We start from the raw sequence: 13097 nt of genomic DNA on the forward strand, positions 1-13097 counted from the left end.
ACCCCACGTCAAAGAGGGGTACACCACAACAAAAATGCATATTTAATTCAAATTACCCCATAAAATATAGGGGTACTTTCAGAAAAAACATATAATTTTGCGCCATCAACCATTAAAAAAGGCACGATTATGTCAAAAATGAGATTTTTAGCTTTACAAGAACTTTCAAACAGACGTCCTTTAGAAGTCATTCCTCCTTCCAACAAGTTATCCGACTATTACGGCAGTCATGTATTCGACCGCAAAAAGATGCAGGAATATCTTCCCAAAGAAGCTTATAAAGCTGTAACAGATGCCATTGAAAAAGGTACACCCATCAATCGGGAAATGGCAGATTTGATTGCCAACGGCATGAAAAGCTGGGCTAAATCACTCAATGTGACTCATTACACCCATTGGTTCCAACCGTTAACGGACGGTACGGCCGAAAAGCACGACGGCTTTATAGAATTCGGTGAAGACGGTGGTGTGATCGAACGTTTTTCCGGAAAATTACTGATCCAGCAAGAACCGGATGCCTCTTCATTTCCTAACGGTGGGATACGCAACACATTCGAAGCTCGCGGATACACGGCATGGGATGTATCCTCCCCTGCTTTTGTTGTAGACACCACACTCTGTATTCCGACAATCTTTATCTCATACACCGGTGAAGCTTTGGATTATAAGACTCCATTGTTGAAAGCACTTGCAGCCGTTGACAAGGCAGCAACGGAAGTGTGCCAGTTATTCGACAAGAACATTACCCGTGTCTATACTAATTTGGGCTGGGAACAAGAATATTTTCTAGTTGACTCTTCTTTATATAATGCACGTCCGGACTTATGCTTGACAGGACGCACGTTGATGGGGCACTCTTCTGCCAAAGACCAACAGTTGGAAGACCATTATTTCGGTTCCATTCCACCACGTGTTACGGCCTTTATGAAAGAACTCGAAATAGAGTGCCATAAACTGGGTATTCCGGTTAAGACTCGCCATAATGAGGTTGCGCCCAATCAATTTGAGCTAGCACCCATTTTCGAAAATGCAAACCTTGCCAACGATCACAATCAATTGGTAATGGACCTAATGAAACGCATTGCACGCAAACATCATTTTGCCGTGCTACTGCATGAGAAGCCTTATAACGGAGTGAACGGTTCGGGAAAACACAACAACTGGTCACTCTGTACCGATACAGGCATAAACCTTTTTGCACCGGGGAAAAATCCAAAGGGCAATATGCTTTTCCTAACATTCCTGGTCAACGTTTTAATGATGGTTTATAAGAATCAAGATCTGTTGCGTGCTTCCATTATGAGTGCAGGAAACAGCCACCGCCTGGGAGCCAATGAAGCCCCACCTGCCATTCTATCCATTTTCCTCGGTACGCAACTTTCCGCAACATTGGACGAAATCGTACGCCAGGTAGGAAGCAATAAAATGACACCGGAAGAAAAAACGACCTTAAAACTCGGCATCGGACGCATCCCTGAAATATTGCTCGATACGACAGATAGAAACCGTACGTCCCCCTTTGCTTTCACAGGTAACCGTTTCGAATTCCGTGCAGCCGGATCATCTTCCAACTGTGCCGCAGCAATGATCGCCATCAATGCCGCCATGGCCAATCAGCTCAATGAATTCCGTGCTTCTGTCGAAAAACTGATGGAAGAAGGGATAGGCAAAGACGAAGCCATCTTCCGTCTACTAAAAGAGACCATTATTGCCTCCGAACCGATCCGTTTCGAAGGAGACGGCTATTCCGAAGAATGGAAACAGGAAGCTGCACGGCGCGGACTAACCAATATCTGCCATGTACCCGAGGCTTTGATGCACTACAGAGACAAGCAATCAAAGGCAGTGTTGATTGGCGAACATATTTTTAATGAAACAGAACTGGCTTGCCGCTTGGAAGTGGAGCTGGAGAAATACACGATGAAAGTACAAATTGAAAGCCGTGTATTGGGAGATCTGGCGATCAATCATATTGTACCCATCGCTGTAAGTTATCAAAACCGCCTGCTCGAAAACCTGAGGGGGATAAAAGAAATATTCACGCCCGAAGAATATGAAATAATGAGCGCTGACCGTAAAGAACTTATCAAAGAGATTTCACACAGAGTTACAGCCATTAAAGTATTGGTAAAAGATATGACGGAAGCCCGTAAAATTGCTAATCACAAAGAAAATTACCAGGAGAAAGCCTTTGCTTATGAAGAGACCGTACGGCCTTACCTGGAAACAATTCGTGACCATATCGACCATCTGGAAATGGAAATTGATGATGAAATCTGGCCATTGCCTAAATATAGAGAATTACTGTTTACAAAATGATTCTTTTTTCCATTTTGTTTATTTTCTCAATTATTCTTTCTACATTTGTGCTTTATAACACAGTTTTGCAGCACTTATGGTAAAGATAAGCTTGTCAGACATAGATATTGCGGAAAAACTTCCCGATATATGGGCTCCCTTGAACAACGAGCAAAGAGAGTTTTTGGCGAATAATTTTACTCTACAGAATTATAAAAAAAATGAAGTAATCTACTGTGAAGGAGAAGCCCCAACACACTTGATGTGTCTTCTCAGTGGAAAGGTAAAGATATATAAAGAAGGAGTCGGAGGCCGCAGTCAAATCATCCGGATGATGAAACCGACGGAATATTTCGCATACCGGGCATTCTTCGCTAAAGAAGATTTTGTAACTGCCGCTGCTGCCTTCGAGCCCTCACTCGTCGGCTTAATACCAATGAGCGCTATCATGAAGCTAGTCACCCAGAACAACGATTTAGCGATGTTCTTCATTCGTCAATTATCGATCGATCTCGGAGTTGCCGATGAACGGACTGTCAATCTAACCCAAAAACACATCCGGGGCCGACTGGCCGAATCACTCTTATTCCTCAGAGAAAGTTACGGACTTGAAGAAGACGGCTCTACATTGAGTATTTATCTCTCTCGTGAAGATCTGGCAAATTTATCAAACATGACCACTTCGAATGCGATCCGTACACTATCAAATTTTGCGACCGAACGCCTTATCACCATAGACGGAAGAAAGATCAAAATCATTGATGAAGAAAAGCTGAAGAAAATCAGCAAAATCGGATAATTATATCATCTCAATTCAATAACTTAACACACATTTTCTACCATGAGAAAAGGAATTTCATTCCTTCTTTTGTCCCTGTTGTTCATCACCCCCGGATGTAAAGAGTCAAAAGAAACCGTGAACGAGTACAACATCGTTCCGCTACCCAACCAAATGATCCCTCAACAAGGACGTTTTGAACTGAACAAAAAGGTAAAGGTCATCACCGCAGGCTGTACTCCGGAAGTACAATCGATTGCTGATAGCCTCATCAACCGCCTGTCCGCAACATCCGGACTTGCGTTGGAACGTACGGATAAGGAGCAAACCGGCCCTTCAATCACGTTTATCACCCAAGAAGGGATGTCCCAAGAAGGGTACAAACTCTCCGTAACCCCTGTCTCTATCACGGTTACGGCTTCAGAACCTAACGGATTTTTCTACGGTGTCCAAACCCTTTATCAACTCTTGCCGGCAGCGATTTATGGAAACACGCGTGACAAGCAAGTTAACTGGTCGGTTCCCGCAGTAGAAATAGAAGATTCCCCCCGCTTTGCTTACCGGGGGATGATGTTGGACGTGTGCCGCAACTTCTCTCCGATAGAATATGTCTACAAATTCATCGATATGCTCGCCATGCACAAGATGAACACATTTCATTGGCATTTGAGCGATGATCAAGGATGGAGAATCGAAATCAAGAAGTTCCCTAAGCTAATGGAAATCGGTTCTAAAAGAAAAGAGACTTTAATAGATTATTATTATACTAATTATCCACAAGTTTTCGATGGGAAGGAAGTCGGAGGCTACTATACACAGGAACAAATCAAAGATGTCGTAGCCTATGCTGCAAGCAAATACATCACTGTCATTCCTGAAATAGAGATGCCGGGACATGCTTTGGCCGCGATTGCCTCCTACCCGGAACTTTCATGTACGCCCGATACGACCTACGATGTATCCGGTACGTGGGGGATATTCGAGCAGGTGTATTGCCCCAAAGAAGAAACTTTCAAATTCCTCGAAGGGGTACTGGATGAAGTTGTTGAGTTATTCCCGAGCAGCTATATTCATATAGGAGGTGACGAATGTCCGAAAGATGCATGGAAAGCATGTGGACATTGCCAGAAGCTCATTAAAGAATTGGGATTGAAGGATGACACATCTCCAAATCCTGCTGACGGTAAATTACATACGAAAGAAGAAAAGCTGCAAAGCTATTTCGTGACCCGGATGGAGAAATATCTGAATAGTAAAGGACGCAATATCATCGGCTGGGATGAAATACTGGAAGGTGGCTTAGCTCCCAACGCAACCGTCATGTCATGGAGAGGTGTGGAAGGCGGAATGAACGCTGCCAAATTGGGACACAATGCCATCATGACACCAAGCCCGTATATGTACGTAGATTATTACCAGGAAGATCCGGAAATTGCACCGATTACCATCGGAGGATATGTCACATTAAAAATGACCTACAATTACAATCCGGTAGAAGATGATGCGGACGAACTGGTAAAAGAGCATATCATCGGTATACAAGGCAATTCATGGACGGAATACATGCAGAGCAACGACCGACGTGACTATCAGATTTTCCCTAAAGCGGTTGCCATCGCCGAGTCGGGCTGGACACTGAACAAAAACAAAGATTGGAAAAATTTCTGCCAACGCATGACCGGTGAATTCGACCGTCTGGAGATATTGGACGTGAAAGCGTGCCGTAATTTCTTTGATGTGAACATTAACACACATGTAGAAGACAACATTCTCAACGTCATTTTAGAAACATATTATCCGGACGCTCAGATTTACTATACAACGGACGGCAGCGAACCGACAGAGAAATCGACACTTTATACGCAACCTTTCCCGTTGCAAAACAATATCGATCTGAAAACAGCAGCCTTTAAAGATGGAAAGATGTTGGGAAAAGTCCGCCATAAACCACTTTATGGAAATTTAATCAGCGGTAAAACCTACTCCGTAATACCCGAGATGGGCTGGGCGAAAGGAGATACCTTCGGAGAGAACGATAAATTAGGAGCGGATAAGACAACATTCGGCCTTACAAATGGAAAACGGGGAAACAATGCTTCATATGCTCCGTGGTGCAGCTTTAGCATGAACGATCAATGCAAAGAAGTCATATTCAGCGTGCAACTCGACAAGCCGACAGAGATCAGCAAAGTGGTCTTCGGCTCCCTTTTCAATCCGGCATATCGAGTTTTACCAGTAAGCAGTGCTACAGTAGAAGTTTCGGACGATGGAAAGCAATTCAATGAAGTAGCAACAACTCCATTTTCCCGCCAATTACCGGAAACCGGACGGAAAGCTTTTACTGATTCAATCACGTTCTCCCCTATCCAAGCCACCTATGTAAGACTTACTCTTCGCAACGGAGGAGTCATACGTAACGGAATCGATTGCCGTAGAGATACTCCGGAAGAAATCATACAAGCAGACCTTTATATCGATGAAATAGAAGTCTATTGATAAATCTCGCCCTCGGGTGATATCCAAAAAACATTCTTATCCAAAGAACAACAAAAGGCAGCCGATTCATTGCAAATCAGCTGCCTTATATTATATCAATCAATTAATAAGTTCATAAACCAAGAAGCGGCTGCACAACTTTCCATCCTGCATCCCTTCTTAGTTCTTTCTTCTTAATACTTCCTTCCCTTATATCAGGCCCTTTTCCGATAAATAGCGTTCCGCTTCGATAGCAGCCTTACAACCACTACCGGCTGCCGTAATAGCCTGACGGTAATGAGGATCGGCCACATCACCGGCTGCAAAAACTCCGGGAACTTGAGTACGGGGACTATCCCCTTCAGTAATGATATATCCTACTTCGTCCGTAGCAATATAAGGTTTGAAAACTTCAGAGTTCGGTTTATGTCCGATAGCCAGGAAAAATCCGTCAATCGGAAGCGAATAACGTTCTTCATCCGGTTCTCCCCAACGTTTTACAAGATTTACGCCTTCTACGCCATTCTCTCCAAAAAGTCCTACTGCATTGTGTTCAAACAAAACTTCAATCTTATCATGCTTCATCACACGTTCCTGCATGATTTTAGAGGCACGAAGATAAGACTTACGAACAACCAAGTAAACTTTGGAAGCCAAGCCGGCCAGATAGATAGCTTCTTCACAAGCCGTATCACCGCCACCGACAACAGCCACCACTTTCTTACGATAGAAAAATCCGTCACAAGTAGCACAAGCGCTTACTCCCATACCGGCATATTTCTTTTCATCCGGCAATCCGAGATATTTAGCAGTTGCTCCGGTTGCGATGATCAGGGATTCGGTTTCAATCACCTTTTCACCATCAATCGTCACTTTATAGGGAGCTTCTTTTAAATCTGATGCTGTTGCAATACCGAAACGGATGTCTGCTCCGAAACGTGTAGCCTGTGTACGCAAATCTTCCATGAGTTGAGTACCGCTGATCCCCTCGGGATATCCGGGGAAATTTTCTACATCCGTGGTAGTCGTCAACTGGCCACCCGGTTGAATTCCTTCATAAAGCACGGGCGACAAGTTTGCACGTCCTGCGTATATTGCTGCCGTATAACCGGCAGGTCCCGAACCAATGATCAGGCATTTTACTTTTTCTGTTTCCATCATAATATTTACTATTTAATGATTCACTATTTGCGATTTATTATTTGCATTTTAATCCTGTACGCTTAACATAATTATCTCAGATCGATGACCTCGGCAGTCGGATACTCTTTTTTATCGAATACAAAAACAGAATCGGGCAATTTAAGTCCCGTGTGATAAGAATTGATCGTTATCTCATTCCGGCTCCCGTCGCGCAGATCGAGCTTGATATAGACAGGTTCATAAGTATCTTTCATCACATAAAGCACAATATGCGATAATTCCTGTTTCTTATTTGCCGATCTCAATATAACCTCATATACCCCATTATCTCGGAAACGATCTACTTTACCTAGTTCATAATCGAACCCCTTCTTATAAAGGTAGAGAAATGCATACGGATTCAAGCCCTGCAATTCCGCCTCTGTAGGGGTACTGATGTTCACCTCATCACTGCCGGTAAGATAACTCCATTGCGTTTTGCCATCAAACCACGAAATAGTCTCGCTCGTTTTCAGGAAAAACTTTTCTCCTTTCAATTCGATAGTCCCGTTGGTCACTCCTACCGAACGGCCTTTATTAAAAGCTTGTACGGTAAACTCCGCTTTTACACCTCCGGCCTTTTCAAAAGCAGCAGCAGTTTTATCAAGCACAAGTTTTGCCTGCGTCTGTTTTTGGGCAAACACAGGCAAACTTAGTAAAGCTAACAAAATGCTAAAAATGTACTTATTCATTTGTTATATTAACGCTCGTTTATTGCAAATTGTTCAATCTCATCTCAAGGTCATTTTCATCGACGCAAAGGACATCCCGCGCCTTGCTACCCTGTGTGGGGCCGACAATTCCGGCTTTCTCCAACTGATCCATAATACGCCCCGCACGATTATAACCGATCGAGAACTTGCGTTGTATCAAAGAAGTAGATCCTTGCTGGTGAATGACAATCAGCCGCGCGGCATCTTCAAACAAAGGATCAAGCCTTCCCATGTCCACATCTCCCAGGTCACTGCCTCCGTCTTCACTCACATATTCGGGCAAGAAGAAAGCAGTCGGATATCCTTGTTGTTTGGAGATAAACTTGGTGATCTCTTCCACCTCCGGGGTATCGATAAAGGCGCACTGCACACGTACCGGATCTGCACCCTGAAGGAAGAGCATGTCTCCACGACCTATTAACTGGTTGGCTCCCGGACGGTCAAGGATCGTACGCGAATCCATCATGGCCGATACACGGAACGCGATACGAGCCGGGAAATTGGCTTTGATCGTACCAGTAATAATGTTCGTAGTCGGACGTTGAGTAGCAATAATCATATGGATACCTACAGCACGTGCCAACTGGGCAATACGGGCAATCGGCAATTCTATCTCTTTGCCGGCAGTCATGATCAGATCACCGAACTCATCGATAACAACCACAATATAAGGCATAAATTTATGGCCTTTTTCGGGATTCAACCGACGATTGATAAACTTTTCGTTATATTCCTTTATGTTCCGGACATGCGCCATCTTGAGCAGATCATAACGAGTGTCCATCTCCACGCAGACAGAATTCAATGTCTGTACCACTTTAGTCACATCCGTTATGATAGCATCTTCTCCATCAGGCAGTTTAGCCAGAAAGTGATGCTCGATTACGGAATATATACTGAACTCCACCTTCTTCGGATCGACTAATACGAACTTCAATTCGGCAGGATGCTTTTTGTAAAGCAAAGAGGTAATAATGGCATTCAACCCTACGGATTTACCTTGTCCGGTAGCACCGGCCACAAGCACATGCGGCATCTTGCAAAGATCGAACATGAAGACATCGTTAGTGATCGTCTTCCCTAAAACCACAGGCAGTTCATAAGTCGATTCCTGGAATTTCTTACTTCCAATGACACTCTGCCCGGAAACGATCTTCGGGTTGGAATTCGGCACTTCGATACCGATCGTTCCTTTACCCGGAATAGGAGCAATGATACGGATACCCAGTGCGGAGAGGCTTAAAGCGATATCATCTTCCAATCCACGGATTTTAGAGATACGCACCCCCTGTTCCGGAGTAATTTCATAAAGAGTTACCGTCGGTCCTACCGTTGCTTTAATGGTACTGATCTCTATGCCGAAACTACGTAAAGTGTTGATAATTTTATCCTTATTTGCGTTCTGTTCCTCCATATTTATGGTCGGCTCATTATTTTCATAATGCTTCATCAGTTCGATACCGGGGAAACGGTAATTCTCAAGATCGAGTTTCGGATTATAAGGTTCTTTTTCAGGTCCATGATAATCTTCGTCCACAGCAGCCTCAACCTCAAATTCAGGCTCATTACCTACTTCCTCCTTGACAAAAGGCGGTAGCGGGTCGGGCGTGGTCTGTTCGAAAATCATTGTAACTTCTTCTGCATCCTCTTCTTTAACAACAGGATCGGCTTCACCCGGTACGATAAATTCCGGAGTCTTCACTTCCGCTTCTTTCGGTTTCTTTTCTTTCGGAGGTGTTTGTTGGAAAGTACGGTCTACGGAAAACTCTACCTCCTGCGGCTTGGGATTACTGAATTCAGCCTTTGGCTGTTCGGCAGAAACAACAGGCTCTTCCTGCTCCTTCTTTGTACGTTTCAGAAAACTAAGCGTAAAAAGCTTACGAAGCCAAACAACCGTTCGGGTGCTGATATAAATGAGAAAACAAATCGCAGTAATCAGCAAAATCATCCATACACCGGGTTGCCCGACCTGTGAAACTAACCAGTTAGCCACATTATATCCATGCTGGCCGCCCAGGTAAATAAAAGAGTCCTGGTAATTATCCATGAATGCGAACCCAAAGAACACCGAAAACCAGATCAGCAATAATCCGCAACCGATAAACCATTTCCATAAACGGACTATACGCACCCGCATCAGTTTCAAGCCGGCAACCGCCAGAAAAACAAGGATGAAGAAAGAAGAAATACCAAAACAGTCATTGATGAGATAACTCGCCAATTGCGCGCCCCGGGAACCGGCATAATTCTTCACATGATTGTTGACAACCGACAGATCATGCGGATTTCCGCTGTCAATGATGCTTTGGTCGGCCGCCCCCGTAAAAAAGAACGAAGAAAAAGCCAATAATAAATAAACAGAAAAAATGACCAGCACCAAGCCGATCACAAAATGAATGGTTTCACTTTTAAAGAATGCAACAAACTTATTTGCACTAGGAACTTTGGGTTCAGTTGCTGTATCTGATTTCTTTTTTACCATGTATCTGTACCTTAATAAAATCTATAGTTATCGAATTGCAAAAGTAATAAAACAAATCAAGTTAGCAAACCGAAGATCGGTATTTCCCAAAATAGATAAAAAGAGAGCATTTTTTTGCCCTTAAGAAAAGAAATTATCCTCCGAGGAAAAGCGAATATCCTCGGAGGATTGTTCATCTTGATCATCAAAAATGCACATGTCTTTATTTTAATATATATTTTATTGGTTCAAACTGCCGTTCAAACTCCTTTTTCAGTTTCCTTATTACCCACTAATATTCAGATCATTGCAAAGGATACGACCGTTCAAAGTACCGTTCAAGTTTTATATGCTTTTTTTCGCATGATTTCCCCCTTTCCCATTCTCATTTTTTTTCCTATCTTTGCATCTCAATTCAAGTAAATATGAAAAAAGAAAGTCAGGTTATTTTTGATAAAAACGTCATAGAGTTCGTAACGGTAGCTGCAGAATTCTGTGTATTTTTGGAACAGGCCGGAGAAATGAAACGAAAAAAGTTCGTTGACACTTCTCTGAAAATTCTTCCGTTACTGTATCTCAAAGCCTCTATGCTCCCGAAATGCGAGACGATAGGCGAGGAAACACCTGAGACATATGTCACAGAAGATACGTACGAAATAATCCGCCTGAACATAGCCGACATCATGGCGGAAAAGGATGATTACCTTGAGGTTTTCCTTCCCGACATGGCTTATAGCGACCAACCTATCAAAAAGAACATTTCAGAGGATTTAGCTGATATATATCAGGATATCCGCGATTTCATCTTTGTATTCCAACTTGGGCTGAATGAAACGATGAACGATTCACTTGCTATCTGCCAGGAAAATTTCGGAATGCTTTGGGGACAAAAGCTGGTAAACACGTTGCGGGCTTTACACGATGTCAAATACAATCAAGAGCCGGACGAAGAGGATGAAATAGAAGAAAGCGGTGAGGATTACGAGCCGGACAATGAAGGTTGCAACTGCGAGAACGATGATTGTCACTGTGAGGACAATTGTGACTGTCACGATCACAACTGCCATTGCCACGATGATAAATAAGAAACACAAGAAAATGGTAATAAGAAGAACGATAAGTAAAGAAGAGATAAAAGAACTGCCGAAAGTTCTTTTCGAAGGTCCCATACACGTGATCCAAAGCGAAAAAGAAACCGATAAAGCAGTAGCTTATCTACAAGCCCAATCTGTACTGGGGATAGATAGCGAGACACGTCCTTCTTTTACCAAAGGTCAGAACCATAAAGTAGCATTGCTACAAATATCTTCCGATGAATGCTGTTTCCTATTCCGTCTGAACATGACAGGTCTGACCCAATCGCTGATAGGTCTATTGGAGAACCCGGCAGTCATGAAAATAGGACTCTCTTTGCGTGATGACTTTATGATGTTACATAAGCGCGCTCCCTTCAATCAGCAGGGATGCATCGAACTTCAAGAGTTTGTCCGGGCATTCGGTATTCAAGATAAAAGTTTACAAAAGATATACGGCATCTTGTTTAATAAGAAAATTTCGAAGTCGCAACGTCTTTCTAATTGGGAAGCCGATGTACTCACAGACGCACAGAAACAATATGCTGCTACAGACGCGTGGGCTTGCCTGAACATATACAACTTGTTACAGAAACTAAAACAAACGGGGGACTTTGAAATAGAAAAAGAAGAAGCCCTCATTTCAGAACCAAAATAATTCATAAATTTGTAATTCGTAAATCCATGTATAAAGTTTACCTCAAACCCGGCAAAGAGGAATCATTAAAACGTTTTCACCCCTGGATCTTTTCTGGTGCCATCGCCCGTTTCGATGGAGAGCCCGAAGAAGGGGAAGTAGTAGAAGTGTACACTTCCAAAAATGAATTCATTGCAGAAGGACATTTTCAAATAGGCAGCATCGCTGTACGGGTACTTTCTTTCAAGCAAGAACCTGTCGATCATGATTTTTGGAAACGCAAGTTAGAAATAGCTTATGACATGCGACGCAGCATCGGCATTGCCACAAATCCGTCCAACGACACCTACCGCCTTGTACACGGTGAAGGAGACAACCTACCCGGATTGGTCATAGATATTTATGCTAAAACCGCTGTCATGCAAGCTCATTCCGCAGGCATGCATGTCGACCGCATGACCATAGCCGAAGCATTATCAGAAGTTATGGGCGATAAAATCGAGAATATCTACTACAAATCGGAAACGACCCTGCCGTTCAAGGCTGATCTTTTTCCGGAGAACGGTTTTCTGAAAGGAGGAAGCAATGACAACATAGCCCGTGAATACGGATTACAGTTCCATGTGGACTGGCTGAAGGGGCAAAAAACCGGTTTTTTTGTAGACCAACGTGAAAATCGAGCTTTACTGGAACGATATGCCAAAGACCGATCTGTACTGAATATGTTTTGTTACACCGGAGGATTCTCTTTTTATGCAATGCGAGGGGGAGCTAAGCTCGTGCATTCGGTAGACAGTTCGTCTAAAGCCATTGATCTGACAAACCAAAATGTAGAACTTAACTTCCCTGGGGATCAGCGCCATGCAGCCTTTGCAGAAGATGCCTTCAAATACCTTGACCGAATGGGTGATCAATACGATCTCATCATCCTCGATCCACCGGCATTCGCCAAACATAAAGATGCACTGCGCAATGCCTTGCAGGGTTATCGGAAACTGAACGCCAAAGCATTTGAGAAGATCAAACCGGGCGGTATCCTCTTTACATTTTCTTGTTCGCAGGTCGTCACCAAGGACAATTTCCGCACTGCGGTATTTACCGCGGCCGCAATGTCGGGACGCAGTGTGCGCATCCTGCACCAACTGACACAACCTGCGGATCATCCGGTAAACATCTACCATCCGGAAGGAGAATACCTGAAAGGGCTAGTTCTTTACGTAGAATGACACGCTATAACATAATACAGAAGGCATCAAAGTTAATTAGAGTTAACATCCGATAGAAATCCATCAAAATATTATGTTTTAAAACATAAAACCCACTATCTTTGCACTGTGTTTTTCATGGTATTAGATTTAAGGTTAACAAAGATTGGCTGTCTGGGATAGATAGCCTTCTTTTTTATATATACCTACCTACACTTTTATTCCCTACCATATACAGCTTTTCTCATCTTCATTTGGTACACAATCAACGAAAA

Annotated in this window: 9 protein-coding genes; 6 read left to right on the forward strand and 3 right to left on the reverse strand. The window is 43.2% G+C overall.

Annotated features, from left to right (window positions below; translation table 11 throughout):
• Positions 1–129: 129 nt before the first annotated feature.
• From H8744_RS01260 to H8744_RS01270, 3 genes are all read left to right on the forward strand, one after another.
• Positions 130–2319 (forward strand): glutamine synthetase III family protein, encoded by a 2190-nt coding sequence (locus tag H8744_RS01260; protein WP_262433101.1) that lies wholly within the window; start codon positions 130–132, stop codon positions 2317–2319.
• Between the two features lie 76 nt (positions 2320–2395).
• The gene (locus H8744_RS01265; protein WP_262433102.1) at positions 2396–3097 is read left to right on the forward strand and encodes a Crp/Fnr family transcriptional regulator; all 702 of its coding nucleotides are present in this window, start codon (positions 2396–2398) and stop codon (positions 3095–3097) included.
• Between the two features lie 42 nt (positions 3098–3139).
• Positions 3140–5572 carry a glycoside hydrolase family 20 protein gene (locus H8744_RS01270; RefSeq protein ID WP_262433103.1) on the forward strand — a complete coding sequence of 811 codons (2433 nt, stop codon included), beginning with the start codon at positions 3140–3142 and terminating at the stop codon, positions 5570–5572.
• 189 nt (positions 5573–5761) lie between these two features.
• Here H8744_RS01270 and trxB read toward each other — a convergent pair whose 3' ends face one another.
• From trxB to H8744_RS01285, 3 genes are all read right to left on the reverse strand, one after another.
• Positions 5762–6712 carry a thioredoxin-disulfide reductase gene (gene trxB, locus H8744_RS01275; RefSeq protein ID WP_262433104.1) on the reverse strand — a complete coding sequence of 317 codons (951 nt, stop codon included), beginning with the start codon at positions 6710–6712 and terminating at the stop codon, positions 5762–5764.
• A 71-nt stretch (positions 6713–6783) separates the two neighbouring features.
• Positions 6784–7425, reverse strand: a complete 642-nt coding sequence (lolA1, locus tag H8744_RS01280; RefSeq protein ID WP_262433105.1) for an outer membrane lipoprotein periplasmic chaperone LolA1 — start codon at positions 7423–7425, stop codon at positions 6784–6786.
• A 19-nt stretch (positions 7426–7444) separates the two neighbouring features.
• Positions 7445–9928, reverse strand: coding sequence for an FtsK/SpoIIIE family DNA translocase (locus H8744_RS01285; RefSeq protein WP_262433106.1), 2484 nt, complete (start codon positions 9926–9928; stop codon positions 7445–7447).
• Between the two features lie 404 nt (positions 9929–10332).
• On the opposite strand from H8744_RS01285, the gene H8744_RS01290 reads away from it, so the two are divergent.
• Genes H8744_RS01290 through H8744_RS01300 form a run of 3 tightly spaced genes read left to right on the forward strand, consistent with a single transcriptional unit; the run spans position 10333 to position 12843 of the window.
• Positions 10333–10992, forward strand: coding sequence for a DUF5063 domain-containing protein (locus H8744_RS01290; protein ID WP_262433107.1), 660 nt, complete (start codon positions 10333–10335; stop codon positions 10990–10992).
• Between the two features lie 13 nt (positions 10993–11005).
• Positions 11006–11638 carry a 3'-5' exonuclease gene (locus H8744_RS01295; protein WP_262433108.1) on the forward strand — a complete coding sequence of 211 codons (633 nt, stop codon included), beginning with the start codon at positions 11006–11008 and terminating at the stop codon, positions 11636–11638.
• A 26-nt stretch (positions 11639–11664) separates the two neighbouring features.
• Positions 11665–12843 (forward strand): class I SAM-dependent rRNA methyltransferase, encoded by a 1179-nt coding sequence (locus H8744_RS01300; protein WP_262433109.1) that lies wholly within the window; start codon positions 11665–11667, stop codon positions 12841–12843.
• Positions 12844–13097: the final 254 nt, after the last annotated feature.

The sequence above is a fragment of the Jilunia laotingensis genome (assembly GCF_014385165.1).
GTDB classification, from domain to species: Bacteria; Bacteroidota; Bacteroidia; order Bacteroidales; family Bacteroidaceae; genus Bacteroides; species Bacteroides laotingensis.

What these genes read in the sequence shown, in the direction of transcription:
- H8744_RS01260 (WP_262433101.1), top strand. Translation starts at nt 130, where the DNA reads ATGTCAAAAATGAGATTTTTAGCTTTACAAGAACTTTCAAACAGACGT.
- H8744_RS01265 (WP_262433102.1), top strand. Translation starts at nt 2,396, where the DNA reads ATGGTAAAGATAAGCTTGTCAGACATAGATATTGCGGAAAAACTTCCC.
- H8744_RS01270 (WP_262433103.1), top strand. Translation starts at nt 3,140, where the DNA reads ATGAGAAAAGGAATTTCATTCCTTCTTTTGTCCCTGTTGTTCATCACC.
- trxB (WP_262433104.1), bottom strand. Translation starts at nt 6,712, where the DNA reads ATGATGGAAACAGAAAAAGTAAAATGCCTGATCATTGGTTCGGGACCT.
- lolA1 (WP_262433105.1), bottom strand. Translation starts at nt 7,425, where the DNA reads ATGAATAAGTACATTTTTAGCATTTTGTTAGCTTTACTAAGTTTGCCT.
- H8744_RS01285 (WP_262433106.1), bottom strand. Translation starts at nt 9,928, where the DNA reads ATGGTAAAAAAGAAATCAGATACAGCAACTGAACCCAAAGTTCCTAGT.
- H8744_RS01290 (WP_262433107.1), top strand. Translation starts at nt 10,333, where the DNA reads ATGAAAAAAGAAAGTCAGGTTATTTTTGATAAAAACGTCATAGAGTTC.
- H8744_RS01295 (WP_262433108.1), top strand. Translation starts at nt 11,006, where the DNA reads ATGGTAATAAGAAGAACGATAAGTAAAGAAGAGATAAAAGAACTGCCG.
- H8744_RS01300 (WP_262433109.1), top strand. Translation starts at nt 11,665, where the DNA reads ATGTATAAAGTTTACCTCAAACCCGGCAAAGAGGAATCATTAAAACGT.